This window comes from Falsirhodobacter halotolerans (genome assembly GCF_022899245.1).
Classification (GTDB): Bacteria; Pseudomonadota; Alphaproteobacteria; order Rhodobacterales; family Rhodobacteraceae; genus Falsirhodobacter; species Falsirhodobacter halotolerans.
Genome location: NZ_JALJAZ010000001.1, coordinates 298608 through 324000 on the forward strand (window position 1 = coordinate 298608; position 25393 = coordinate 324000).

Consider the following 25393-nt stretch of genomic DNA (forward strand, 5'->3'; position numbering starts at 1 on the left):
GTTATGGCCAAGAAATCCATGGTTGAACGTGAGGTCAAGCGCGCGAAGCTGGTGAAGCAATACGCTGCCAAGCGCGCCGCCCTCAAGGAAATCACGACGAACGCAGATCTGCCGATGGAGCAGCGCTTTGCCGCGCAGCTGAAACTGGCCGAACTGCCCCGCAACTCGTCCGCCACCCGGCTGCACAACCGCTGCCAGCTGACGGGGCGTCCGCACGCTTACTACCGTAAGCTGAAACTGTCGCGGATCATGCTGCGTGAACTGGCCTCGTTCGGTCAGATCCCCGGCATGGTCAAGTCGAGCTGGTAAGGGGGACCGCGAATGTTTGTGAACGATCCTCTGGGTGACATGCTCACCCGTATCCGCAACGCCCAGCTTCGCGGCAAGTCGACGGTGGCAACGCCGGCGTCCAAGCTGCGCGCCTGGGTGCTCGATGTCCTGCTCGAGGAAGGCTACATCCGTGGCTATGACAAGAGCGAGACCGAGAACGGTCAGGGCGAACTGCTGATCAGCCTGAAGTATTTCGAGGGTGAGCCGGTGATCCGCGAAGTCAAGCGCGTGTCCAAGCCGGGCCGCCGCGTGTACATGGCGTCGAAAGATCTGCCGTCGGTGCGCAACGGTCTGGGCGTCTCGATCATCTCCACGCCGAAAGGCGTCATGTCCGATGCAGCTGCACGGTCCGCCAATGTTGGCGGCGAAGTGCTCTGCACCGTGTTCTAAGGAGGGCAAGATGTCTCGTATTGGTAAGAAACCGGTCGAGTTGCCCAAGGGCGTGACGGCGGCCATCAGCGGTCAGACGGTGGAAGTGAAGGGGCCGAAAGGGACCCGCAGCTTCACCGCGACCGACGATGTGACGCTGGCCCTGGCCGACGACGCCGTGACCGTAACGCCGCGCGGCACGTCCAAACGGGCGCGCCAGCAGTGGGGCATGGCCCGCAGCCAGGTCGAGAACCTGGTGACGGGCGTGACCACGGGCTTCAAGAAAGAGCTGGAAATCCAGGGTGTGGGTTACCGCGCCGCGATGGCCGGCAACGTCCTGAAACTCTCGCTTGGTTATTCGCACGAAGTGAACTTCGACGTGCCGCAGGGCGTCACCGTGACGGCCCCGAAGCAAACCGAAATCGTTGTGGAAGGCATTGATCAGCAGCAGGTTGGTCAGGTCGCCGCGAACATCCGCGACTGGAAACGCCCCGAGCCCTACAAAGGCAAAGGCATCCGGTACAAGGACGAGTTCGTCTTCCGCAAGGAAGGCAAGAAGAAGTAAGGGGCGCAAAATGGCTTTGAATAAACGAGAGCTGTTCCAGAAGCGTCGCTTGCGCGTGCGGAACAAGATTAAGGCGATGGCGAACGGGCGGGCACGTCTGTCCGTTCACCGGTCGTCCAAGAACATCAGCGTTCAGCTGATTGACGATGTGAACGGCGTGACGCTGGCATCTGCCTCCACCTTGGAGAAAGATCTTGGCTTCGTCGGCAAGAACAATGTCGAGGCGTCCACCGCCGTCGGCAAGCTGATTGCCGAGCGCGCCAAGAAGGCTGGGGTCGAAGAGTGCTATTTCGATCGTGGCGGCTTCCTCTTTCACGGTAAGATCAAGGCTTTGGCCGAGGCTGCCCGTGAAGGCGGCCTGAAGTTCTAAGGAGGCGATTATGGCAGAACGTGAGAACCGCCGGGACCGTCGCGAACGCGAGGAAACCCCGGAATTCGCCGATCGTCTCGTGGCGATCAACCGTGTGTCGAAAACCGTGAAAGGTGGTAAGCGCTTCGGCTTTGCCGCACTCGTGGTGGTCGGCGATCAGCGCGGTCGTGTCGGCTTCGGCAAGGGCAAGGCTAAAGAAGTGCCCGAGGCGATCCGCAAGGCGACCGAGCAGGCGAAACGCCAGATGATCCGCGTCGCCCTGCGCGACGGCCGGACGCTGCACCATGACACCAATGGCCGCCACGGTGCGGGCAAGGTCGTCATGCGCGCCGCGGTTCCGGGAACCGGAATCATCGCCGGGGGGCCGATGCGCGCTGTGTTCGAGATGCTGGGCGTCCAGGACGTCGTGGCGAAATCGCTCGGTTCGCAGAACCCCTACAACATGATCCGCGCGACGCTTGATGGGCTGAAGCAGGAATCCTCCCCCCGTATGGTCGCGAATCGCCGCGGCAAGAAGGTGGCGGACATCCTGAAGAAGCCTGAAGCCGAAGTCGTCGAAGCGTAAGGAGACGGGCATATGGCAACCATCGTCGTCAAGCAGGTGGCTTCGGCCGCCCGCCGTCCGGCCATCCAGACCGCCACGCTGAAGGGTCTTGGGCTGAACAAGATGAACCGGACCCGCGAACTGGAAGATACGCCTTCCGTGCGCGGCATGGTCAACAAGATCCCGCACCTCGTGAAGATCATCGAAGAGCGGAACTGAGAAAGCGCCCCCGGAAACGGGGGCGTTTTTCATTGGACGGCGCGGGGTTCCCCCGGCATCATCCGTTCGGCGCGGGTAGGACATTTCGCCCATGCCAAAGATCGGCATGGTGCTTGAACGCATCAGCACTGTCCGTTATACGCGCAAGGTGGCGTCCTGCGGGGGGCCCGGAATCATTTTTACGCCGTGTCTGCCCAATCCGTCGCTGGGGGCAGTTCCGGTAGAGGAGAAGCGACATGAAACTTCACGAACTTCGCGACAACGAAGGCGCAGCCCGCAAGAAAAAACGCGTGGCGCGCGGCCCGGGTTCGGGCAAAGGCAAGACCGCCGGGCGCGGGATCAAGGGTCAGAAATCCCGCTCTGGCGTGGCGCTGAACGGGTATGAGGGTGGCCAGATGCCGCTCTACCGTCGTCTGCCGAAGCGGGGCTTCTCCAAGCCGAACCGCAAGGAATACGCGGTCATCAATCTGGGCCTGATCCAGAAATTCGTCGATGCGGGCAAGATCGATGCCTCGGTCGCGCTGGACGAAGCGGCTCTGGTCGCGTCCGGTCTGACCTCGCATGGACGTGACGGGATCCGCATCCTGAACAAGGGCGACATCACCGCCAAGCTGAACCTGACGGTGTCGGGCGCGTCGAAGTCGGCGGTCGAGGCGGTGGAGAAAGCTGGCGGCACGCTGACGGTGAAAGCCGCGAAAGCGACTGCGGAGTAAGCGTTTCGCGCGGGCGGGTGTCCGCGCGGCGCCGATCGGTTTCCGCGCCGCCGAGCCTTTCTCGCTCCGGCGGCGCGTTTTTTTGAAAGAGAACGGGCATGGCATCAGCTGCAGAGCAAATGGCGTCGAACCTGAGCTGGGGGGCTTTGGGTAAGGCCACCGAGCTGCGCCGACGCATCTTCTTTACCATCGGGCTGCTGATCGTCTATCGCATCGGCACCTATATTCCGGTTCCGGGCATCGACGGGACGTCGCTGCGCCAGTTCATGGACGGCGCCGCGGCCGGCCTCGGGGGCATCCTGTCGATGTTCACGGGTGGCGCGCTCAGCCGGATGGGCATCTTTGCCCTCGGGATCATGCCCTACATCTCTGCCTCGATCATCGTGCAGCTTCTGGCCGCGATGGTTCCCCATCTTGAGCAGCTCAAGAAAGAAGGGGAGCAGGGGCGCAAGAAGATCAACCAGTACACGCGCTATTTCACGGTCGTGCTGGCGACATTCCAAGCTTACGGCATCGCGAAAAGCCTTGAGGCAGGCGGTCTTGTCACCAACCCCGGCCTGTTCTTCCAGGCGGCCTGCGTCATCACGCTGGTGGGCGGCACGATGTTCCTTATGTGGCTGGGCGAGCAGATCACCGCGCGCGGCGTCGGCAACGGCATCTCGCTGATCATCTTCGTCGGCATTCTGGCCGAACTGCCGCTGCATCTTGGTCAGTTCCTCAGCCAAGGACGCTCCGGGGCCGTCTCTCCTGCCGTGATTATCGGCGTGGGGGTGATGATCATGGCGCTGATCGCCTTCGTCGTCTTCATGGAACGGGCGCTGCGCAAGATCCACATTCAGTATCCGCGCCGTCAGGTGGGGATGAAGGTGTATGATGGCGGGTCGAGCCACCTGCCGGTCAAGGTCAACCCGTCGGGCGTCATTCCGGCAATCTTCGCCTCGTCGTTGCTTCTGCTGCCGACGACGGCGGCAACCTTTACCGGGGGGCAGACGGGGCCGGTGATGTCGACGATCCTGGCCTATTTCGGGCCGGGGCAGCCGCTTTACCTGCTGTTCTTCACGGCGATGATCGTGTTCTTCGCATATTTCTACACCGCGAACGTCGCGTTCAAGACCGAGGATGTGGCCGAGAACCTGAAGAACCAGAACGGCTTCATCCCGGGGATCCGACCGGGCAAGCGGACGCAGGATTATCTCGACTATGTCGTGAACCGTGTTCTGGTTCTGGGGTCGGCCTATCTCGCGTTTGTCTGTCTGTTGCCCGAAGTGATCCGGCATCAACTTTCGATCCCGTTCTACTTCGGCGGAACGTCGGTTTTGATCGTCGTGTCGGTGACCATGGACACTATTCAGCAGGTTCAATCGCATCTTCTGGCCCACCAATATGAAGGCCTGATCGAAAAGTCGCAGCTTCGCGGGCGGAAACGTCCGGGCAAGCGGACCCCCGTCCGGCGCTAAGGAAGGCATATGACAAACGTAATCTTGCTGGGCCCGCCCGGAGCGGGGAAGGGAACACAGGCCAAGCGTCTTGTGGACGAGCGGGGGATGACCCAGCTGTCCACCGGCGACATGCTGCGCGCAGCGCGCAGCAGCGGGTCCGAGATGGGTCTGAAGGTCGCGGCGGTGATGGATGCGGGCGGTCTGGTCACGGATGAAATCGTCATCGGGCTGATCCGCGAGAAGCTCGAGAGCGGCGAGTCGAACGGCTACATCTTCGACGGTTTCCCGCGCACGCTCGGCCAGGCGGATGCCCTTGGGGCGTTGCTGGACCAGATCGGCCAGAAGCTCGACGCCGTGATTTCCATGCAGGTCGACGACAGCGCCTTGGTGCGCCGCGTCACCGGGCGGTATACCTGCGCGAATTGCGGCGCGGTTTATCACGACGAAACCCACCCGACCAAGGTGGACGGGGTCTGCGATTCCTGCGGATCGACCAATCTTGTGCGTCGCGCCGACGACAACGAGGAATCGCTGCGTCATCGTTTGATGGAGTATTACAAGAAGACCTCGCCCCTGATCGGTTACTACTATGCCAAGGGCGATCTGTCCTCGGTCGATGCACTGGCCAAGGTCGAAGACGTGGCGGGCGCAATCAAGGACATTCTTGACCGCTAGGTGCTTGACGGCATCGGATAATTCCAATACTTCACGGCGTCCCGCGGGAATCGCCGTGGGTCGTTTCGCCCATACGGGGTGAGGATCGTTCCCGTCACCGGGGCGATGTTGTGAAAAAAGGTTCCGGGGTTACGGAACCGCAACCAGAGAAGGAGACGCGTGTGGCACGTATTGCTGGCGTCAACATTCCGACGGGAAAACGGGTTCCCATCGCCCTGACCTATATCCACGGGATCGGGTCGCATGTGGCCGATCAGATTTGCGAATCGGTGAACATCGACCGCACCCGCCGCGTGAACGAACTGTCCGACGCCGAAGTTCTGGCGATCCGCGAATACATCGACGCCAACATCACCGTTGAAGGCGATCTGCGCCGCGAAGTGTCGATGAACGTGAAGCGTCTGATGGACCTCGGCTGCTATCGCGGTCTGCGCCATCGTCGCAACCTGCCGGTTCGCGGTCAGCGCACCCACACCAACGCTCGCACGCGCAAAGGCCCCGCGAAGGCCATTGCCGGCAAGAAGAAATAAGGGGGCGTGACAGATGGCTCGTGATAAGACCCGTATGAAGCGCAAAGAGCGCAAGAACATCGCCGCCGGCGTTGCTCATGTGAACTCGTCCTTCAACAACACCAAGATCCTGATCTCCGACGTGCAGGGCAACGCGATCTCGTGGTCGTCGGCCGGCACGATGGGCTTCAAGGGATCGCGGAAATCGACCCCCTACGCCGCGCAGATGGCCGCTGAAGACGCGGCCAAGAAGGCGCAGGAGCATGGCCTGAAGACGATCGAGGTCGAAGTTCAGGGCCCCGGTTCGGGCCGTGAATCGGCGCTGCGCGCGCTGGCCGCCGTCGGTCTGAACATCACGTCGATCCGCGACGTCACGCCGATGGCCCATAACGGCTGCCGTCCGCCGAAGCGCCGTCGCGTCTGACGCATTGAAAACAGGGATCGGGCCACGTGACCAACGTGGCCCGGTTTCGTCATTTCTGATCCTCGGGCGTTTCCCGCTTCTGGACATGGGCAGGAAACAGGTATGGAGGCGACACGCATGATCCACAAGAACTGGCAAGAACTGATCAAACCGACCCAGCTTCAGGTGAAGCCGGGCGCGGATGCCGCGCGTGTGGCGACCGTCGTCGCCGAACCGCTGGAGCGTGGCTTCGGCCTGACGCTCGGCAACGCACTCCGCCGCGTTCTGCTGTCGTCGCTGCAAGGTGGCGCGATCACCTCGGTGCAGATCGACAACGTCCTGCACGAGTTTTCCTCCGTCGCGGGCGTTCGCGAGGATGTGACGGACATCGTTCTGAACCTGAAGGGCGTCGCCCTGAAGATGGAAGTCGAAGGTCCGAAGCGTCTGGCGATTAACGCCAAAGGCCCGGGCGTCGTCACCGCGGGTGACATTGCCGAAACCAACGGGATCGAGGTTCTGAACAAGGATCACGTCATCTGCCACCTGGACGATGGCGCCGACGTGGCGATGGAACTGACGGTCAACACCGGCAAGGGCTATGTCGCGGCGGACAAGAACCGCCCCGAAGATGCGCCCATCGGCCTGATTCCGATCGACGCGATCTATTCGCCGGTCAAGAAGGTCAGCTACGACGTTCAGCCCACCCGTGAGGGCCAGGTTCTGGACTATGACAAACTGACCATGCGGATCGAGACCGACGGCTCGCTGACGCCGGAAGATGCCGTGGCCTATGCGTCGCGCATTCTGCAGGACCAGCTGTCGATCTTCGTCAATTTCGACGAGCCGGAAGCGGCCACGCGGTCGGATGCGGAAGATGGGCTGGAGTTCAACCCGCTGCTGCTGAAGAAGGTGGACGAGCTGGAACTGTCGGTCCGTTCGGCCAACTGCCTGAAGAACGACAACATCGTCTATATCGGCGACCTGATCCAGAAGACCGAAGCCGAGATGCTGCGCACCCCGAACTTCGGCCGCAAATCCTTGAACGAGATCAAGGAAGTGCTGTCGGGCATGGGTCTGCACCTTGGCATGGATGTCGAGGAATGGCCGCCCGAGAATATCGAAGATCTGGCCAAGCGTTTCGAAGACCAGTTCTGAGACAAAGGGGGGCGCGAGCCCCCCAAAATGCCCCGATTGCGGGGGAAAACACGGGCAGTTCCGCCCCAAGGTGAGCCGGAAACGACCGGCCTGACAAAGCAAAATAGGAGAGACCCATGCGTCACGCACGTGGATACCGCCGTCTGAACCGCACGCACGAACACCGCAAGGCGATGTTCGCCAACATGTCCGGCGCCCTGATCGAGCACGAGCAGATCAAGACGACCCTGCCCAAGGCGAAAGAGCTTCGCCCGATCGTGGAAAAGCTGATCACGCTGGCCAAACGCGGCGATCTGCACGCCCGCCGTCAGGCCCAGGCGGCGCTGAAGGAAGACAAGCACCTGGCGCGTCTGTTCGACATCCTCGGCCCGCGCTACAAAGAGCGTCAGGGCGGGTATATCCGCATCCTGAAGGCCGGCTTCCGCTATGGCGACATGGCCCCGATGGCGATCATCGAATTCGTGGATCGCGATACCTCGGCCAAAGGCGCGGCGGATCGCGCCCGTTTGGAGGCCTTTCAGGCCGAATAAGTTTTAGACACTTCGTTGTCTTAAAAGCCCGCTTTCGAGCGGGCTTTTTATTGCAATCGATCAACATTGCCTCCTTTATAGGGTCCACTCTTGGAACAGCCAATTATTGGCGGAAGGTCGGGCCGGTTTGATACGTGATTGGCAGTATGATGCGGTTATGGGTGCCGCCAGCCCGATTACCGAGGAGTTGGATCGACTTTCGCACCTGCCGAATCGGGGTTATGCCTTCGCCCTGCACATCCGCACGGGGCGTCCCACGGTCCTGATCTCGACCTTCAGCGATGCCTGGATGCGCTATTACGATGCGATGGGGTTCTTCCTGCGCGACCCCTGCATCGGCTGGGCCTGCACGGCGAACGGCGCCCAGAGGTGGAGCGATCCGCGCGTGATCGATCCCCACGGCGTCCTGCGCGAGGCGGCGACCTTCGGTATGCCCTATGGCGCCATGGCGGCGCAGGGGGATACGGCATCGCTCAGCGTTGGGGCCATCAGCCGGGTGGAGGGTGAATTCACGGATGATGAGCTGGCGGAGTTCTACAGCATCCTGCGGGCGATCCATCTGCGCATGGCCCCGTTGGAGCGGTTGACCCCGGCGCAGGTGCAGGCGCTGCGGATCATCTCCACCGGCACCCGCTATGCCGCCGCGGCGGAGCAACTGGGCATTTCGGAAAGCGCGCTCAAGGCGCGGCTGCACACGGCCCGGGCGCGGCTGATGGCGCGCACCACGCCCGATGCCATCCGGCGGGCCAAGGATTATGGTCTGATCTGATCTTTCCGCCGCGGGGGGGCGGCTTATCTGATCGGGATGCCCGATCTGTTCGACACCCTGCCCGACGACCTTCCTGCACCCAAGGGCCACCGCCCCCTGGCCGATCGGCTGCGCCCACGCGCCTTGTCCGAGGTGATCGGGCAGGAGCGGATCCTGTCGCCCGATGGCCCCTTGGGCGCGATGCTGGCGGCGCACAGCCTGTCCTCCATCATCCTTTGGGGGCCGCCCGGCGTCGGCAAGACCACCATCGCCCGCCTGCTGGCGCATGAAACGGACCTGGCCTTTGTGCAGATCAGCGCGATCTTCACCGGCGTTCCCGATCTGCGCAAGGTGTTCGAGCAGGCGAAGGTGCGCCGCCGGAACGGGCAGGGGACGCTGCTGTTCGTAGATGAGATCCACCGTTTCAACAAGGCGCAGCAGGACAGCTTCCTGCCGCATATGGAGGATGGGACGATCCTTCTGGTCGGGGCCACGACGGAAAACCCCTCGTTCGAATTGAATGCCGCCGTCCTGTCGCGCGCGCAGGTGATCGTGCTGGAACGGCTGGCGCTGAAGGATCTGGAGCGTCTGGCGCAGCGGGCAGAGCAGGAATTGGGCCGCGCCCTGCCGCTTGACGGCGAAGCGCGCGAATCCCTGCTGGAGATGGCGGACGGCGATGGGCGGGCGCTGTTGAACCTGATCGAGCAGGTGGCCGCCTGGACGACCGACCGCGTGATGGACCGCGCCGCGCTGTCCGAACGTCTGATGCGCCGCGCCGCCAAATACGACAAGTCGGGCGAGGAGCATTACAACCTCATCTCTGCCCTGCACAAATCGGTGCGGGGGTCGGACCCCGATGCCGCGCTGTATTGGTTCGCGCGGATGCTGGAGGGGGGGGAGGATCCGCGGTTCCTTGCCCGTCGCATCACCCGCATGTCGGTGGAGGATATCGGCCTTGCCGATCCGCAGGCCCAGGGCATCTGTCTTGAGGCGTGGCAGACCTATGAACGGCTGGGCAGCCCCGAGGGGGAACTGGCCCTGGCCGAGGCTTTGGTCTACCTCGCGCTCGCCCCCAAATCGAATGCGATCTACACCGCTTACAAGGCCGCGCGGGCGGCGGCGAAACAGACCGGGTCCGAACCGCCGCCCCTGCACATCCGCAACGCGCCGACGCGGATGATGAAGGACATGGGGTATGGCGCGGACTATGCCTATGATCACGATGCCGAGGACGGCTTTTCCGGCCAGAACTATTTCCCCGACGGCATGAAGCGCCCCGTCTGGTATGCCCCGCCCGAACGGGGGTATGAGCGCGAGTTGAAAAAACGGATCGAATATTTCGCGAAATTGCGCGACAAACGCAACCAGGGTTGACATTTCGCCCCCTGCACCGGAGACAGCGCGCATGTTTCTGACATTGATACAGGTCGGTTTGGGGGGCGCGATCGGGGCCTGCCTGCGCTTCGGGGTGAACGTCACCGCCGGCCGCGTCGTGGGGCCGTGGGCGACCATGGGGATCAACATCGCGGGATCGGCCGCGATGGGCGTGCTGGTGGTGGTGCTGGCCCTGAAGGGCGGGCAACGCGTCGCCCCGTTCCTGCTGACGGGGATGCTGGGGGGCTTCACCACCTTCTCCGCCTTCTCCCTCGATGCGCTGACCATGTGGGAGCGGGGGGATACCGCGCTCGCCACCCTCTACGTGACCCTGTCGGTCACCCTATCGCTTCTGGCCGTTCTGGCCGGGGCCGCCGCGGCACGGGAGTTCCTGGCATGAGCGTTCGCAACGAAACCGTTACCGAAGCCGAGGGCGAACAGCGCCTCGACAAGTGGTTCCGCCGCCGCTTTCCGCACGTGACCCAAGGGGCGGTGGAAAAGATGTGCCGCACGGGCCAGATCCGTGTCGATGGCGGACGGGCCAAGGCCTCGGACCGCGTGGCCCCCGGCATGTCGGTGCGCGTGCCGCCGCTGCCCGATGCCAACGCGGCCCCCCGCGACCTGCCGCAGCGCATCACCGCCGCCGACGCCAAGATGATCCAGGATGCGGTGATCTTCCGCGACGAACATCTGATCGTTTTGAACAAGCCCGCGGGCCTGCCCAGTCAGGGCGGGTCGGGGCAGGGCACCCGCCATGTCGATGGCTTGGCCGAGGCGTTGAAGTTCGGCTACAAGGACAAGCCCAAGCTGGTGCACCGTCTGGACAAGGACACGTCGGGCATCCTGATGCTGGCCCGCACCGACCGCGTGGCCCGCGCCCTGTCCGAATCGCTGCGCCACCGCAACGCGCGCAAGATCTACTGGGCGCTGGTGGCGGGTGTGCCGAACCCGAAAAAGGGCTCGATCAAATACGGCCTGATGAAAGCGGGCGGGCGTGAGGAGAAGATGGTCTGCGTCCATCCCGCCAAGATGTCCGATTTCCCCGACGCCAAACGCGCGCATACGGATTACTTCGTGCTGTGGTTCCTCGGCTCGCGCATGTCGTGGATGGCGCTGGAGCCGGTGACGGGCCGCACCCACCAATTGCGCGCCCATATGGCCGAGATGGGGCATCCGATCCTGGGCGACGGCAAATATGGCGGCAGCGCGCAGGAAAACATGGGCGACGGCTGGGGCGGTCAGGCGGGGGGCGAGGTCAGCCGCAAGCTGAACCTGCACGCGCGCCAGATCACCATCCAGCATCCGATCCTGAAAACCGACATGACCTTCGTGGCGCCCTTGCCGGACCATATGGCGAAAGCGTTCCGCACGCTGGACATGAAGGAAACCGACGTCCCCGCCGATCCGTTCGAGGTCTGAGATGAATTGGGCCCCCAAGCGCTTCTGGACCGCCGCCACGGTGCAGCCCGATGCGGGCGGTTTCACCGTTCATCTGGACGGGCGCCCCGTGCGCACCCCCGCCAAGACGCCGCTGATCGTGCCGACGGAAGCCTTGGCCGCGCGCATCGCCGCCGAGTGGGACCGGCAGGAGGGGCTTGTGCGGCCCGACACCATGCCCGCCACCCGCAGCGCGAATTCCGCGCTGGACAAGGTGGCCCCCCACCGCGCGGCGGTGATCGCCGAGATCGCGAATTACGGCGCCAGCGATCTTCTGTGCTACCGTGCCGAAGGGCCCATGGATCTGGTGACGCGCCAACAGGCCTGGGACACGCTTCTGGACTGGGCGGCGGGGCGATTCGGATCGCGCCTGATCGTGACCATCGGGATCCTGCCGGTGGCCCAGCCCGCCGACATCCTGTCCCGCCTGACGGCTGAGGTGGCGGCGAAGAACGATTTCGAGCTAGCCGCCCTGCACGATCTGGTGGCGATCTCCGGCTCCCTGATTCTCGGCCTTGCGGTGGCCGAGGGGCACATCACCCCCGCCCATGCCTTTTCCCTGTCGCGCATCGACGAGGCCTATCAGGCCGATATCTGGGGCGTGGACGAGGAGGCGGCACGAACCGATGCCGTGCGTCAAGAGGCGTTTCTGGAAGCGGCTGCAATTTTTCTATTGTGTCGGTGACAATCTCGCCCGATAGAGAATATATGCTCAGGGGCGGATCGGACATGGAACTCGGGACAAAGTTGCACAGGCGGCGCCATGCACCGGGTTGACGTGGGAAAACCTTCGGTCTGAGGATGAACGTGCGGGAGAACTCTGCATGACACCTTCACGGCCGATCCCGTCTTTGGCGCAGAACATCAGGAAGAGGTAAAAATGAAGAAGACCGTTTTCATGGGCACCCTTACGGCGGTGGGCCTTGTGGCTGGGCTGGCATCCGCCGCCACGCTGGATGACGTCAAGGCCCGCGGGGAGCTGGTGTGCGGTGTGAACCCCGGCCTGACGGGTTTCGCGGCACCTGATTCGACGGGCAACTGGGGCGGCTTCGACGTGGCGCTGTGCCGCGCGGTCGCGGCGGCCGTCGTGGGCGATGGCACCAAGGTGCGCTTCGTGCCCACCACCAGCGAGACGCGGTTCACCGCACTGGCCTCGGGCGAGATCGACCTGCTGGTCCGCAACTCCACCTGGACCTTCTCGCGCGATACCGATCTTGCGCTCGATTTCGCGGGCGTGAACTACTATGACGGCCAAGGCTTCATGGTGAACAAGAACTTGGGCGTCACCTCCGCCAAAGAGTTGGACGGCGCGACGATCTGCATCCAGACCGGCACCACGACCGAGCTGAACCTGGCCGATTACTTCGCCCAGAACAACATGACCTACACCCCCGTCGCGATCCAGACGAACGCGGAAGGGGAGCAGCAGTATCAGGCCGGTGCCTGCGATGCCTACACCACCGACGCGTCCGGTCTGGCCGCGACCCGCGCCGCCTTCGCGACCCCGGGCGATCACATCATCCTGCCCGAGATCATCTCCAAGGAGCCGCTCGGGCCGGCAACGCGTCAGGGCGACAGCCAGTGGACCGACATCGTCCGCTGGACGCTGAACGCGCTCATCGCGGCGGAAGAATACGGCGTTACCTCGGCCAACATGGAAGAGCTGGCGTCGAATTCGCAGAACCCCGAAGTGAAGCGCCTGCTGGGCACCGAGGGCAACCTGGGCGAGATGATCGGCCTGGACAATGACTGGGCCAAGCGGGCGATCGCCGCTGGCGGCAACTACGGCGAAATCTTCGCGGCCACCTTGGGCGAATCGACCCCGATCGGTCTGGCTCGCGGCCTGAACGCCCAGTGGACCCAGGGCGGTCTGCTCTACTCCCCGCCCTTCCGCTAAGGGCGTCGGGCGCGGCGGGTTCCGTCGCGCCCCCATCATCACCGACCGGCCAACGCGCGCAGACGCCGCCTTTCGGGATACAGACGACATTCCATGACAGGGGGTGCACATGGCAGATGCCGTGGAAAGGCCGAAGGCTTCCTTCCGCCCAAGCATGCTGATTTACGATACCCGGTATCGTTCGCTGACGATTCAGATCGTCGTATTCGCCCTGTTTCTGGCCGGGGCGGCCTGGTTGGTCGACAACACGGTGCGCAACCTCGCGGTGCTGGGCAAGACCTTCGATTTCGGGTTTCTGGGCCAGCGCGCGGGCTATGACATCGCGCAACGCCTGATCCCCTATTCGCAAAACAGCACCCATGCCCGCGCCTTGCTGGTGGGGCTGCTGAACACGCTGCTGATTGCCGTTCTGGGATGCCTTGCGGCGACCATCATCGGCGTCATTGTCGGGGTTCTGCGCCTGTCCTCCAACTGGATCGTGGCGCGGCTGATGGCGGTGTATGTGGAGATTTTCCGCAACGTGCCGCTGCTGCTGTGGATCCTGCTGATCTATACCGTCTTTACCGAAGCGTCCCCCGCGCCGAACGCCTTCCGCCCCGACCCCACGACGGGCGAGGCGGACCGCTCGATGCTGCTCGGGCTGTTCGCCGTCACCAACCGCTACACCGCCATTCCGGGGATGAGCGTGGAGCATGGTCTTGGCGCACTCGATCTGGGGCTGTTCACGCTGAACCTGACCTTCGCCGCCATCGTGGGGGTGCTGATCCTCAGCTTCGTCGCCCGCGCGTTGGTGCTGCGCCACGCGGCCGCCGTGCAGGAGGCGACGGGCCGTCGCCCGCGCACCTGGTGGAAATCGGCGCTGATCCTGATCCTTCCGGTGGCCATCGTGCTGTTCGCCTTGGGCTTTCATCTGAACGTGCCGGAACTGCGCGGCTTCAACTTCGTCGAGGGGGTGAACGTCTCCAACTCGTTCATGGCGCTGTGGCTGGCCTTGTCGCTCTATACCGGGGCGTTCATCGCGGAAATCGTGCGCGCGGGCATTCTGGCCGTGTCGCGGGGCCAAAGCGAGGCCGCGTTCGCCCTTGGCCTGCGCCCCCGCCGCACCATGAGCCTTGTGATCCTGCCGCAGGCGCTGCGGGTGATCATTCCGCCGCTGATCTCGCAATTTCTGAACCTGACCAAGAACTCCTCGCTGGCGATTGCCGTGGGGTATCTTGATCTGCGCGGCACGCTGGGCGGCATCACCCTGAACCAGACGGGGCGCGAGTTGGAATGCGTTCTGCTGATGATGCTGATCTATCTGATGATCAGCCTGATCATTTCGGGGGGGATGAACGTCTACAACTCCCGCGTCAAACTGAAGGAGCGGTGAGATGAGCGACACCCACGCACAAACCACGCCCTTCGTGCGCGAAACGATGGTGCCGCAGGCGCCGCCCCCCGCCGGGCAAACGGGCGCGGTGCGCTGGCTGCGCCAGAACCTGTTCTCCACCTGGCTGAACACGATCCTGACCATCGCCGGCCTTGTCGCGATCTTTTTCCTGCTGCGCGGGCTGGTGCCGTGGCTGGCGCATTCCGTCTGGAACGCGAACAGTCTGTCGGAATGCCGTCAGATCATCGCCGACCGCTGGGGCCCCGATGCCACGGGGGCCTGCTGGGCGGTGGTGCGGGATCGGTGGACGCAGTGGCTGTTCGGCTTCTACCCGCGTGAGCTTTACTGGCGCCCGGTGCTGGCCTTGGCGCTGATGTTCGTGGCGGCGGCACCTGTGCTGTTCCCGGCCCTGCCGCGCCGGCTGCTTGTGCTGTCCCTGCTCTATCCCTTCGTGGGGTTTTGGCTGCTGTGGGGCGGATCGATCTGGACGCCGGTCGGCGGTCTGGTCGGGTTCGTCATCTGGTATGGCGTCTGGACGGCGCTGGCCTCGCGGGCGCCGTTCATCGGGGTCGTGCTGGGGTTCCTGCTGGCGGTGTTCTGGTGGCTGTTCCTGGGCCATGACGTGATGCGCCTGATTTCGGACACGGTGCCCTATGGCATCCAGAGCGTCCGGTCCGACCGCTTCGGCGGGTTCGTCCTGTCGTTGACGATCGGCGTGGCCGCGATCGCCATGTCGCTGCCGATGGGCATCGCACTGGCGCTGGGGCGGCAATCGGACATGTTCCTGATCAAGACGCTCTGCGTGGGCTTCATCGAGTTCATCCGGGGCGTGCCGCTGATCACGCTGCTGTTCACGGCGTCGCTTCTGCTGAACTATTTCCTGCCGCCGGGGACCAGTTTCGACATCATCCTGCGGGTCATCATCATGGTGACGCTGTTCGCCGCCGCCTATATCGCCGAGGTGATCCGCGGCGGCCTCGCGGCCCTGCCGCGCGGCCAGTATGAGGCGGGGGACGCACTTGGCCTGAACTATTTCCAAGCGCAGCGCCTGATCATCCTGCCGCAGGCGCTGAAGATCTCCATCCCGGGCATCGTCTCCACCTTCATCGGCCTGTTCAAGGACACGACGCTGGTGATCTTCGTGGGCCTTCTGGACCCGCTGAAGGGCATCACCGACGCGGTGCGCGCCTCGTTCGACTGGAAGGGCATCTATTGGGAGCCCTACATCTTCGTCGGCAGCATCTTCTTCCTCTTCTGTTTCGGAATGTCGCGTTATTCCATGTATCTGGAACGCCGTCTGAAACGCGATCATCGTTAAGGAGCCCGTCATGGAAACCATCGAACGCGCCATCGACCAACGCAATATGCAGGTCAGCGACGAGGTCGCGATCCAGATCCGCGGGATGAACAAGTGGTATGGCCAGTTCCACGTCCTGCGCCACATCAACCTGACCGTCCATCGGGGCGAGCGGATCGTGATCTGCGGCCCCTCCGGGTCGGGCAAATCGACGCTGATCCGCTGCATCAATCGGCTGGAGGAGCATCAGTCGGGTCAGATCGTCGTGGATGGGACCGAGCTGACCTCGGACCTGAAGAACATCGACACCGTCCGGTCCGAGGTCGGGATGGTATTCCAGCACTTCAACCTGTTCCCGCACCTGACCATTCTGGAAAACTGCACGCTGGCCCCGATCTGGGTCCGCAAGATCCCCAAGGCCGAGGCCGAAAAGACGGCGATGCACTTTCTGGAAAAGGTGAAGATCCCCGATCAGGCCCACAAATATCCGGGCCAGCTTTCGGGCGGGCAGCAGCAGCGCGTGGCCATCGCCCGGTCGCTGTGCATGAAGCCGCGGATCATGCTGTTCGACGAACCGACCTCCGCCCTCGACCCCGAGATGATCAAGGAGGTGCTGGACACCATGATCGCCCTGGCGGAAGAGGGGATGACGATGCTGTGCGTGACGCACGAAATGGGCTTTGCCCAGGCCGTCGCCAACCGTGTGGTCTTCATGGATCAGGGGCAGATCGTGGAGCAGAACACCCCGCGCGAGTTCTTCAACAACCCGCAATCCCAACGCTCGAAAGAGTTCCTGAGCCAGATCCTCGGTCACTGACCAAGGCCGAAAGGGGGGGCGGAAACGCCCCCCGGCGTCAGCCCAGATCGCGGGGCGTGGTGAACGCCACCGTGCGCCCCGCGCCGAACCGAACCGCCGCCCAATCCGCGTCGAACTCGGCCACCAGCGTCGCGGCGGTGGGATAACGGGCAAACCCCGAATGCTCCGGCGCGCGCGCCACGATCAGGCGGGCAAATTCGGCGATGCCCGGATTATGCCCGATCATTGCAACGACCTGTCCCGTGGCCCCTTGAAGAACGCGCAACATCGTCTCAGGCGCCGCATGATAGAGGGCGGGGACAAGGCGCGGCGTGGGGGCGCCGGGCAGGGTGGTGGAGATCAGGTCCCACGTCTGCCGGGTGCGCGTGGCGTCCGAGCACAGCACCTCCTCCGGCAGGACGCCCTGAGCCGCCAGCCACGCCCCGATCTGCGGGGCCGCACGCTCCCCCCGCTCGGCCAGGGGGCGCTGGTGATCGGTCATCAACGGATCGTCCCAGCCCGATTTCGCGTGCCGGATCAGGATGAGGCGCGGCATCAGCGGATGCGCGGCTTCACGCGCGGCTCGGTCGAGCGGATCATGGACCCCGCGCCGTGATCGGTGAAGAGTTCCAGCAGACAGGCGTTGGGCACCCGCCCGTCCAGAATGACCACGGCCCGCACGCCTTCGTCGATGGCCGAAAGGGCGGTTTCGGTCTTGGGGATCATGCCGCCCGCGATGGTGCCATCAGCGATCATCGCGCGCACATCGTCGGGGGTCAGTTGGGTCACCACCTCGCCCGCCTTGTTCTTCACGCCCGACACGTCGGTCAGCAGCAGCAGGCGATCGGCCTGAAGCGCGCCGGCGATGGCCCCCGCCGCCGTATCGCCGTTGACGTTGAACGTTTCGTTATCCTCCATCCCCGTGGCGACAGGGGCCACCACCGGAATGATCCCGGCCTTGTAGAGATCGCGCAGCACCTGCACATTCATCTCCACCGGCTTGCCCACGAAGCCGAGTTCGGGATCGTCGGCCACCGCGACCATCAGGTCGTCATCCTTGCCGGAGATGCCGACCGCGCGTCCGCCCTGATCGTTGATCGCCTGCACGATGCGCTTGTTCACAAGACCCGACAGCACCATTTCGACCACGTCCACGGTGGCCTTGTCCGTCACCCGCTTGCCGCGCACGAATTCGGAGGTGATGCCCAGCTTGCCCAGAAGATCGTTGATCATCGGCCCGCCGCCATGCACGACCACGGGGTTCACCCCCACCTGCCGCATCAGCACCACGTCGCGGGCGAATTCGGCCATCGCGTCGTCGTCGCCCATGGCGTTGCCGCCGAATTTCACGACGACGACCGCCCCGGCATAGCGTTGGAGATAGGGAAGCGCCTCGGACAGGGTCTTGGCGGTGGCGATCGAGTCACGCATCATGGCAAGCTGTTTCTTCATCTGGGGTCCCTCGGTTGCCCAAAGGACTAGCGGCTTTGACGGGGGGTGCCAAGGGTCACGGCAGTTTCGGCGGAATGACGATGTCGTCGGTGACGGGCACCGTCTGACGTTCGATCATCCGGTGGACCTGCGGACGATCCGGGCCCTTGTGCAAGCTCAGCAGGCGGTCATAGGAGGCGACATCGGCCTGCGTGCGGCGGGTGTTGTGGCGGATGTAATCGACCCAGGTCGGCACGTGATACGTTTCCACCCAGATGTCGGGGTTTTCCAGATCACGCAGCAAGGACCATTGGCGCGCGCCGTCGCGGATGCGCACCAGCCGCCTTTCGGCCATGGTCTTCAGGAAGGCGGTCGTGTTTTCGGGCGGGATGACCCAATCGATCATGATCATGATCGGGCCGGATTGCGGTTTCAGGTCCAGCCGCAGGGCCGGGGCGCTGAAGCGGTTCGCAGGGTCCAGATTGCGGTCCGAGAACATGGGCATGGGCCGGACGCGCCCTAGGGCGGCCCCCGCCAGCATCAGCGCCGCCGCCGCCAGAAGCGTGGCCTGAACCGACACCGTGTCCGACATCACCCCCCACAGCCAACTGCCAAGCGCCATCCCTCCGAAGGTCGCCATCTGATAGATCGAGAGCGTCCGCCCCACGACCCAACGCGGGGTCGCCAACTGGACCGAGGCGTTGAACAGCGACAGGGCCGTCACCCACGCCATCCCGCACAGCAAAAGACCGATCAGCGCGATGGGCAGGTTGCCGGCAAAGGCCACGATCACCAGCCCCAGGGCGGTCAACACGAAGGCGGCGGCGACCAGTGTCTCGATATGGAACCGCTGCCGCAACTGCACGGCGAAAAGGGCGCTGCCGATGGCCCCCAGCCCGAACGCGCCCAGAAGGATGCCGAAGATCTGCGCCTCGGCCCGCAGCACGTCGCGGGTGATGACCGGCAAGAGCGCCAGAACCGTCACCGCGCCAAGACCGAACAGGAACCCCCGCATCATCACCCGCGACAGATCGGGCGAAAGGGCGACATAACGCAGGCCCGCCGCGATGGCATGGGCCATGCGTTCGCGCGGCAGGTCGCGCGGTTCCTGCGGGCTTTTCCATCGGGCAAGGGCATAGATCACGGCGATATAGCTGACCGCGTTCAACCCGAACGCCGCCGCCGGCCCCAGCGCCGCCACGATCGCCCCCCCGATCGCGGGCCCGATGGAGCGCATGAGATTGAAGCTCATGGAATTGAGGGTGATGGCGGCGGGAAGATCCTCACGCGGGACCAGATCGCGCATCGACGCCTGCCAGGACGGCTGATGCATCGCGTTGCCGCAGCCCAGAAGGAAGGTGAAGGCCAGAAGCAGCCACGGCGTCAGCATCCCCGAAAACGCGACAACCGCCAGCGCGGCGGACACGATCAGAAGAAAGCTTTGCGCGATCAGCATCACCGTCCGGCGGGGAAAACTGTCGGCCAGCGCGCCCGCCGCCACCGCCAGGATCATCACCGGCAACGAGGTGGAGGCCTGCACCAGGGCCACCATGTCATGCGACGGGGTGAGGAGCGCCATCTGCCACCCCGCGCCGACGTTCTGGATCAGCGTGCCAAGGTTTGCGACCAGCGTGGCCGTCCAGATCATGCGGAAGGCGGGGTGCTTCAGCGGCAAGAACGGCGATTCGTTTCGGGCGGGCGCAGGGGACGCGCCCGAGGGGGGCGCGGGGGTGTCGGCTGGCATTCGCGGGTTCTCCTCGGGCGATAATGCTAGCAGCCGCGCGGGGTTAGTCCAGCGTCGCGATGATCGCCCGAAGGGTTTCCACGCCGTCGCCTTTTTCCGAACTGGTCACGACCAGCTCCGGATAGGCGGCCGGATGCCGCCGAAGCGCGCCCCGCACCTGGTCCAGTGTCGCCTCGCGGTCCGTACGGCTGACCTTGTCGGCCTTGGTCAGCACGGTTTGGAACGTCACGGCGGACCGGTCCAGAAGGGTCATGATCTCCTCATCGACCTTTTTCACGCCGTGGCGCGTATCGATCAGCACGAAGGCACGGCGCAGCGTGGAGCGCCCCGCCAGATAGGATTTGAGCAGCGCCTGCCATTTCTGGACGATCGCCACCGGCGCCTCGGCATAGCCATAGCCCGGAAGGTCCACGAGGTATTTCTCCGCCCCCAGGGCGAAATAGTTGATCTCTTGCGTGCGGCCCGGCGTGTTGGAGGCGCGGGCCAGCGATTTTCGGCCCGTCAGCGCGTTGATCAGGCTGGATTTGCCCACGTTGGAACGACCGGCAAAGCACACTTCCACACGGTCGGGCGGGGGCAGGCCCGGCATGGCGACCACGCCCTTCACGAAATCGACGGGGCCTGCGAACAGCAGGCGACCGGCTTCGCGGGCATCATCCTCAGGCTCGGGGGTCAGGGGAAAGGGGATCATCGGGCAGCCTCCAGCGTCGCAAGGTCGGCCCCGCGAATGGCGTTCAGGTTTCGGGTCAGTTTGTCCAGCGGCCAGTCCCACCAGGCAAGGTCCAGCAGGCGGGCGATGGTGGCCTCGTCAAAGCGGCGCCGCACCTCGCGCGCGGGGTTTCCGGCCACCACGGCATAGGGGGCGACATCGCGCGTCACCACCGATTTCGCGGCGATGATCGCGCCCGCGCCGATGGTCACGCCGGGCAGGATCCACGCCTCCGACCCGATCCAGACATCGGGGCCGATGGTGGTGTCGCCGCGGTTCTCCGCCGCCCATGTCGCGGGGTCGAACTCCGCGTCCCAGCCATGGCCGAAGATGTTGAAGGGAAAGGTCGAAAACCCCGTCATGGCATGGTTCGCGCCGTTCATGACGATGCGGACGCCCGTGGCGAAGGCGCAGAACGGACCGATCCGCAGGTGGTCACCCACGAAATCGAAGTGATGCAGCACATTCCGATCAAAGAACCGCTCCGGCTGGTCGGGGTCGTCGTAATAGGTGTAGGGCCCGACCGTCACATTCGCCCGCCCTTCGGCCAGCGGTTGCAGGAACACGATCCGGCCCTGCCCCTTCATCGGATGCAAGGTCTGGGGGGAGGGGCCGGTCATACCCGCACCTCGTCGCCCGCGCGGATCGTGCCGCCCGCGACCACGGTGGCATAGACGCCGAAATCGCGGTGACCATAGGCCTCATGCAGGGCGGCCAGGGTATCGGCGTCGATCACGCCGGTGTCGGGGTCGGCCATCGTGGCGCGGCAGCGGGTGATCGGTTCCTCCACCCGCAGGCGGGTCGTGCCGATGGTGATCTCGCGCCCCACCAGATCGCGTTCGGCCAAAGGCGGCAGGCCGTCCAGCCACAGGTTCCCCCGCCAGCGATGCCGCGACAGGTCTTGCCCCATCCGCGCCGACAGATCGCCAAGGGTCGAGGTGGAGAGGAGGGAGATCGAGGGGAATGGGCTGTCCGTCATGCCCCGCCCCGCGGTCACGATCCGATCCGAAGCCGCGCGATCCGGCGGCATCAGCGGCCGCACCCAATCGAGAAAGCGCGGCAGATCGGCGGCGTCATCGGGACGAAAGGTCAGGTCGGGACGGTCGGGATGGCGCAGGGTCAGGGTGCGGGTCGTCTCCTCCAGCGCGGAGGTGATCGCCATCAGCGCCGGCACCTTCGCCCCGCGCGAGAAATTGGCGCAGCGGTTCCACCCCTCCACCAGACGGGCCGCCTCATGCGCCACCGCCCAATGCCGATCAAAGGGCAGGCAGGCCCCCGTCGAAAGCAGAACGGACGCGAGTTCCTCGCGTCCGTGTGCCTTGATCGGGTGCCGGTATATGGCGGCCAGCCGGATCATTTGGTGCTTTTGCCCTTTTTCGCAGGCATGGTCTTTTCCGGCGCGGCCACGGGTTTCGGCTTTTTGCGGAAGCTTGCCCGGATGTTGTCGAACAGGTCCGGTCGTTTCCCATGGCTCGCCATGATGATGTATTGCTGGGTGAAGGTGATCAGGTTGTTCGTGATCCAGTAGAGCACGAGACCGCTGGCGAAGCTGCCCAGCATGAACATGAACACCCACGGCATCCAGGCGAAGATCATCTGTTGCGTCGGATCGGTGGGCGCGGGGTTCAGCTTTTGCTGCAACCACATCGAGATGCCCAAAAGGATCGGCAGCACCCCGATGAAGATCAGCGCCAGGATCGAACCATGCTCCGGCGCGGCCCAGGGCAGCAGGCCGAACAGGTTGAACAGCGACGACGGATCGGGCGCGGACAGATCCTGCAGCCAGCCGAAAAACGGGGCGTGGCGCAGTTCGATCGTGACCAGAATCACCTTGTAAAGCGAGAAGAAGATCGGAATCTGCAGCAGGATCGGCAGACAGCCCGCCGCCGGATTGACCTTCTTCTCGCGATAGAGGGTCATGATCTCTTTCTGGAGCTTCTGCCGATCGTCGCCCGCACGTTCCTTCAGGGCCTCCATCTCAGGCTGGAGTTCCTTCATCCGCGCCATGGAGACATAGGATTTGTAAGCCAGCGGCAGCACCAAAGCCTTCAGGATGAAGGTCAGCGCGATGATTGCCAGGCCCATGTTGCCGATATGCGCGTTCAGCCAGTGCAGGACGGCGAAGATCGGTTTCGTCAGGAAGAAGAACCAGCCCCAGTCGATGCTGTCGATGAAGCCCGCCACGCCTTCGTCGTTCTGGTAATGGCGGATGGTGGCCCATTCCTTGGCGCCCGCGAACACGCGCGACGACGTCTCGATCGTGGCGCCGGGGGCGACGGTCATCAGCGGCTGGCGCGTTTCGGTGGTGTAGATGTCCGACTGCGGCAGGTATTTCTCCACCGCCGTGAAGGGCGTCTCCTCCTGCGGGATCAGCGTCGTCATCCAGTAATGGTCGGTGAAGCCGATCCAGCCGTCGGTCGTCGCCTCACGGGTGGCCACGAGGCCGCTTTCGCGCGGGGCGGCGGGCAGGTCGCGCACCGCCTTGTATTTCGTCTCGATCAACTCGCCATCGACGCGGCCCACGACGCCTTCGTGCAGGACGAAGAAGCCCTGAAGATCGACCGGCAGGCCGTGGCGCGCGATCATGCCGTAAGGGGCCAGGCGCTGTTCGGCGTCGCCCGTGTTCTGGACCTGATCGGTGACGGTGAACATGTATTGTTCGTCCACTGCGATGGTGCGGGTGAACAACAGGCCCGCCGGGCTTTGCCATTGCAGCGTGACCGGCGTGTCGGCGGTCAGCGTGCCCGCGCCCTGCACCTGCCATTGCGTGTCCGGTCCCGGCACGTCGGGATAATCCAGACCCCCGCCCGGCACCCAGCCCTGCAGCGCGTAATAGGCGCGATCTTCCCCAACCGGGGTCAGCAGGCGGACATTGGGCGAATCCTCGGCCAGCGTGACGCGATAGGATTTCAGCAGCAGATCGTCCAGTCGCGCCCCGATGGTGGAGATGGAGCCCGACAGTTCCGGCGTGTCGATGGTGATGCGCGGGGCCTCGGCCGCCACGGGGGCCACCTCGCCGCCCGCCGGATCGCCCTGCTGGGTCATCGGCTGATCGGCGGTCGTGCTCACCTGATCGGGCTGGTCGGGGTTGTTCGCCTGCTGCTCCGGCGGGAACAGCCAGAACCATCCCAGCATCACAAGGAGGCTGAGAACGATGGCGAGGACGAGGTTCTTCGGGTTTTCCATGAAGCAGCCGGCACCTTTTTCAGGGGTCGTAGGTCAGCGGTGGTTCAACGACAGGGGGGCGCAAAGGTCAAGCCTTTTCGCCCCCGCGTCACGGGTCCGCACGCAGACGTGGGGCGTCGTTCGGGGGTGTGGCCGCGCCCGCCATCAGCCCCGCGAAATCGAACAGGGACGGGTCCAGAAGGTGCGAGGGCCGCGCGTTCATCAGGCTGCGGAACATCACCTGACGGCGGCCGGGGGACCGCGCCTCCCACCCGTCCAGAAGCTGTTTGACCTGCTGGCGCTGCAACCCGTCCTGCGATCCGCACAAGTCGCAGGGGATGATGGGATAGTTCATCGCGGTGGCGAAGGCCTCGCAATCGGCCTCGGCCACGAAGGCCAGCGGGCGGTGGACGAACAGGTCGCCTTCTTCGTTCAAAAGGCGCGGCGGCATCGTCGCCAGCCGTCCGCCGTGGAACAGGTTCATGAAGAACGTCTCAAGAATGTCGTCGCGGTGATGGCCCAGAACCACGGCCGAACATCCCTCTTCGCGCGCGATGCGATAAAGGTTGCCGCGGCGCAGGCGCGAACACAGCGCGCACATCGTCCGGCCCTGCGGCACCTTGTCCATCACGATCGAATAGGTGTCCTGATACTCGATCCGGTGCGGCACGCCCATTTTCGACAGGAATTCCGGCAGGACGGTGGCGGGGAAGTTCGGCTGCCCCTGATCCAGATTGCAGGCAAGGATATCGACCGGCAGCAGCCCGCGCCATTGCAGTTCGGTCAGGACGGCCAGAAGGGTATAGCTGTCCTTGCCCCCCGACAGGCAGACCAGCCAGCGGTCGCCCTTGCGGATCATGCCATAGGTGTCCATCGCCTCCCGCACCTCGCGCACAAGACGCTTGCGCAGCTTGCGGAACTCGGTCGTCTTGGGCGCGCCGTGGAACAGGGGGTGGATGTCGTCGGCATCATCGAGCATCGTCGGGCTTCCTTTCCGGCACGGGGTCGTATCCCGATCCGCCAAATGGGTGGCATCGGGCCAACCGCCGCAGGGTTAGCCAGATGCCGATCAACGCGCCACGCTTTTCCAGCGCCTCAAGCGCATAGGCCGAACAGGTGGGCTGGAAGCGGCAGCCATGCCCGACCCAGGGCGACCAGAGCAGGCGATACGCCCGCACCGGCAGCGCGACAAGGCGGGCAAGGGGGGTCATTTGTGGATCTGGCGCAGCGCCAGCCGCAGATCGTTCGTCAGGGCGGCGAAGTCGCGCGTCGCGGTGGTGTTCGGACGGCCCACGAGAACGTAATCCCATCCCGCATGGCCCGCATCCGTCAGCACCAGCCGCGCAATCTCGCGCAGGCGCCGTTTGGCGCGGTTGCGCGCAACCGCGTTGCCCAACTTCTTGGAGCAGGTGAATCCGACCCGCAAAGGCGCATCATCGCCCCGCGCCCGCGCCTGCAGAAGAAACCCCTGCGCGCCTTGCCGCCGCGCCTGTGCGGCGCGCAGAAAATCGGCTCGTTTGGTCAGAACCTGCATGGCCATTCCCTACGCATGACAAAGCCGCCGGATGTCCGGCGGCCGCGTCAGATCACGTCCCGAAAACG

General features: G+C 64.4%; 32 protein-coding genes. 22 read left to right on the top strand and 10 right to left on the bottom strand.

Annotation, left to right across the window (positions count from 1 at the left end; all coding sequences use genetic code 11):
* The first annotated feature begins 3 nt into the window (after positions 1 to 3).
* The 22 genes from rpsN to MU449_RS01670 all read left to right on the top strand — a co-directional run bounded on the left by rpsN (position 4) and on the right by MU449_RS01670 (position 16763).
* Entirely contained in the window at positions 4 to 309 is a 306-nt protein-coding gene (gene rpsN / locus MU449_RS01565) for a 30S ribosomal protein S14 (protein ID WP_244736242.1), read from the top strand.
* A 12-nt stretch (positions 310 to 321) separates the two neighbouring features.
* Positions 322 to 720, top strand: coding sequence for a 30S ribosomal protein S8 (gene rpsH, locus MU449_RS01570; protein WP_244736243.1), 399 nt, complete (start codon positions 322 to 324; stop codon positions 718 to 720).
* Between the two features lie 10 nt (positions 721 to 730).
* Complete coding sequence (gene rplF, locus MU449_RS01575) at positions 731 to 1264, top strand: 50S ribosomal protein L6 (RefSeq protein ID WP_244738905.1); 534 nt, start codon at positions 731 to 733, stop codon at positions 1262 to 1264.
* Between the two features lie 10 nt (positions 1265 to 1274).
* Entirely contained in the window at positions 1275 to 1634 is a 360-nt protein-coding gene (gene rplR, locus MU449_RS01580; RefSeq protein WP_244736244.1) for a 50S ribosomal protein L18, read from the top strand.
* A 10-nt stretch (positions 1635 to 1644) separates the two neighbouring features.
* A complete protein-coding gene (gene rpsE, locus MU449_RS01585; protein ID WP_244736245.1) occupies positions 1645 to 2199 on the top strand; it encodes a 30S ribosomal protein S5 in 555 nt (184 codons plus the stop codon).
* Between the two features lie 12 nt (positions 2200 to 2211).
* A complete protein-coding gene (rpmD, locus tag MU449_RS01590; RefSeq protein ID WP_211783796.1) occupies positions 2212 to 2397 on the top strand; it encodes a 50S ribosomal protein L30 in 186 nt (61 codons plus the stop codon).
* Between the two features lie 236 nt (positions 2398 to 2633).
* Complete coding sequence (rplO, locus tag MU449_RS01595; protein WP_244736246.1) at positions 2634 to 3110, top strand: 50S ribosomal protein L15; 477 nt, start codon at positions 2634 to 2636, stop codon at positions 3108 to 3110.
* Between the two features lie 98 nt (positions 3111 to 3208).
* Entirely contained in the window at positions 3209 to 4567 is a 1359-nt protein-coding gene (gene secY / locus MU449_RS01600) for a preprotein translocase subunit SecY (protein ID WP_244736247.1), read from the top strand.
* Between the two features lie 9 nt (positions 4568 to 4576).
* Entirely contained in the window at positions 4577 to 5224 is a 648-nt protein-coding gene (locus tag MU449_RS01605) for an adenylate kinase (RefSeq protein WP_244736248.1), read from the top strand.
* Positions 5225 to 5385: 161 nt separating this feature from the next.
* A complete protein-coding gene (gene rpsM, locus MU449_RS01610; protein ID WP_244736249.1) occupies positions 5386 to 5754 on the top strand; it encodes a 30S ribosomal protein S13 in 369 nt (122 codons plus the stop codon).
* Between the two features lie 13 nt (positions 5755 to 5767).
* Positions 5768 to 6157: a 30S ribosomal protein S11 gene (gene rpsK, locus MU449_RS01615; RefSeq protein ID WP_136683665.1), complete on the top strand. Its 390-nt coding sequence runs from the start codon at positions 5768 to 5770 to the stop codon at positions 6155 to 6157.
* Between the two features lie 117 nt (positions 6158 to 6274).
* On the top strand, positions 6275 to 7291 hold the full coding sequence (locus MU449_RS01620; RefSeq protein ID WP_244738907.1) for a DNA-directed RNA polymerase subunit alpha: 1017 nt from the start codon (positions 6275 to 6277) through the stop codon (positions 7289 to 7291).
* Between the two features lie 116 nt (positions 7292 to 7407).
* Positions 7408 to 7821 (top strand): 50S ribosomal protein L17, encoded by a 414-nt coding sequence (rplQ, locus tag MU449_RS01625; protein WP_244736250.1) that lies wholly within the window; start codon positions 7408 to 7410, stop codon positions 7819 to 7821.
* Between the two features lie 157 nt (positions 7822 to 7978).
* Positions 7979 to 8590 carry an autoinducer binding domain-containing protein gene (locus tag MU449_RS01630; protein WP_244736251.1) on the top strand — a complete coding sequence of 204 codons (612 nt, stop codon included), beginning with the start codon at positions 7979 to 7981 and terminating at the stop codon, positions 8588 to 8590.
* A gap of 36 nt (positions 8591 to 8626) precedes the next feature.
* Positions 8627 to 9943: a replication-associated recombination protein A gene (locus MU449_RS01635; protein ID WP_244736252.1), complete on the top strand. Its 1317-nt coding sequence runs from the start codon at positions 8627 to 8629 to the stop codon at positions 9941 to 9943.
* Between the two features lie 31 nt (positions 9944 to 9974).
* Positions 9975 to 10343 carry a fluoride efflux transporter CrcB gene (crcB, locus tag MU449_RS01640; protein ID WP_244736253.1) on the top strand — a complete coding sequence of 123 codons (369 nt, stop codon included), beginning with the start codon at positions 9975 to 9977 and terminating at the stop codon, positions 10341 to 10343.
* Entirely contained in the window at positions 10340 to 11362 is a 1023-nt protein-coding gene (locus tag MU449_RS01645) for an RluA family pseudouridine synthase (RefSeq protein WP_244736254.1), read from the top strand. The genes crcB and MU449_RS01645 overlap by 4 nt, the downstream gene beginning before the upstream one ends.
* A 1-nt stretch (position 11363) precedes the next feature.
* The gene (locus tag MU449_RS01650; RefSeq protein WP_244736255.1) at positions 11364 to 12065 is read left to right on the top strand and encodes an ATP12 family chaperone protein; all 702 of its coding nucleotides are present in this window, start codon (positions 11364 to 11366) and stop codon (positions 12063 to 12065) included.
* A gap of 195 nt (positions 12066 to 12260) precedes the next feature.
* Positions 12261 to 13277 carry an amino acid ABC transporter substrate-binding protein gene (locus MU449_RS01655; RefSeq protein WP_244736256.1) on the top strand — a complete coding sequence of 339 codons (1017 nt, stop codon included), beginning with the start codon at positions 12261 to 12263 and terminating at the stop codon, positions 13275 to 13277.
* Between the two features lie 109 nt (positions 13278 to 13386).
* Complete coding sequence (locus tag MU449_RS01660; RefSeq protein WP_244736257.1) at positions 13387 to 14649, top strand: amino acid ABC transporter permease; 1263 nt, start codon at positions 13387 to 13389, stop codon at positions 14647 to 14649.
* Position 14650: 1 nt separating this feature from the next.
* Entirely contained in the window at positions 14651 to 15967 is a 1317-nt protein-coding gene (locus tag MU449_RS01665; RefSeq protein ID WP_244736258.1) for an amino acid ABC transporter permease, read from the top strand.
* A 10-nt stretch (positions 15968 to 15977) separates the two neighbouring features.
* Positions 15978 to 16763: an amino acid ABC transporter ATP-binding protein gene (locus MU449_RS01670; protein ID WP_280517617.1), complete on the top strand. Its 786-nt coding sequence runs from the start codon at positions 15978 to 15980 to the stop codon at positions 16761 to 16763.
* A 37-nt stretch (positions 16764 to 16800) separates the two neighbouring features.
* Here MU449_RS01670 and MU449_RS01675 read toward each other — a convergent pair whose 3' ends face one another.
* The 10 genes from MU449_RS01675 to rnpA all read right to left on the bottom strand — a co-directional run bounded on the left by MU449_RS01675 (position 16801) and on the right by rnpA (position 25331).
* Positions 16801 to 17301: a SixA phosphatase family protein gene (locus tag MU449_RS01675; RefSeq protein ID WP_425310559.1), complete on the bottom strand. Its 501-nt coding sequence runs from the start codon at positions 17299 to 17301 to the stop codon at positions 16801 to 16803.
* A complete protein-coding gene (gene argB / locus MU449_RS01680) occupies positions 17298 to 18176 on the bottom strand; it encodes an acetylglutamate kinase (protein WP_244738910.1) in 879 nt (292 codons plus the stop codon). Before argB ends, MU449_RS01675 begins: the two co-directional genes overlap by 4 nt.
* A gap of 73 nt (positions 18177 to 18249) precedes the next feature.
* Complete coding sequence (locus MU449_RS01685; protein ID WP_244736260.1) at positions 18250 to 19917, bottom strand: MFS transporter; 1668 nt, start codon at positions 19915 to 19917, stop codon at positions 18250 to 18252.
* Positions 19918 to 19960: 43 nt separating this feature from the next.
* Positions 19961 to 20608: a ribosome biogenesis GTP-binding protein YihA/YsxC gene (yihA, locus tag MU449_RS01690; protein WP_244736261.1), complete on the bottom strand. Its 648-nt coding sequence runs from the start codon at positions 20606 to 20608 to the stop codon at positions 19961 to 19963.
* Entirely contained in the window at positions 20605 to 21246 is a 642-nt protein-coding gene (locus MU449_RS15770) for a CatB-related O-acetyltransferase (protein WP_280517618.1), read from the bottom strand. The genes yihA and MU449_RS15770 overlap by 4 nt, the downstream gene beginning before the upstream one ends.
* Positions 21243 to 21983, bottom strand: coding sequence for an MOSC domain-containing protein (locus MU449_RS01700; RefSeq protein ID WP_244736262.1), 741 nt, complete (start codon positions 21981 to 21983; stop codon positions 21243 to 21245). The genes MU449_RS15770 and MU449_RS01700 overlap by 4 nt, the downstream gene beginning before the upstream one ends.
* On the bottom strand, positions 21980 to 23812 hold the full coding sequence (gene yidC, locus MU449_RS01705; RefSeq protein ID WP_244736263.1) for a membrane protein insertase YidC: 1833 nt from the start codon (positions 23810 to 23812) through the stop codon (positions 21980 to 21982). Before yidC ends, MU449_RS01700 begins: the two co-directional genes overlap by 4 nt.
* A gap of 88 nt (positions 23813 to 23900) precedes the next feature.
* Positions 23901 to 24770 carry a tRNA 2-thiocytidine(32) synthetase TtcA gene (gene ttcA, locus MU449_RS01710; protein WP_244736264.1) on the bottom strand — a complete coding sequence of 290 codons (870 nt, stop codon included), beginning with the start codon at positions 24768 to 24770 and terminating at the stop codon, positions 23901 to 23903.
* Positions 24760 to 25002: a membrane protein insertion efficiency factor YidD gene (gene yidD, locus MU449_RS01715; RefSeq protein ID WP_244736265.1), complete on the bottom strand. Its 243-nt coding sequence runs from the start codon at positions 25000 to 25002 to the stop codon at positions 24760 to 24762. The genes ttcA and yidD overlap by 11 nt, the downstream gene beginning before the upstream one ends.
* Positions 24999 to 25331, bottom strand: coding sequence for a ribonuclease P protein component (gene rnpA / locus MU449_RS01720; protein ID WP_244736266.1), 333 nt, complete (start codon positions 25329 to 25331; stop codon positions 24999 to 25001). Before rnpA ends, yidD begins: the two co-directional genes overlap by 4 nt.
* Positions 25332 to 25393 lie beyond the last annotated feature (62 nt).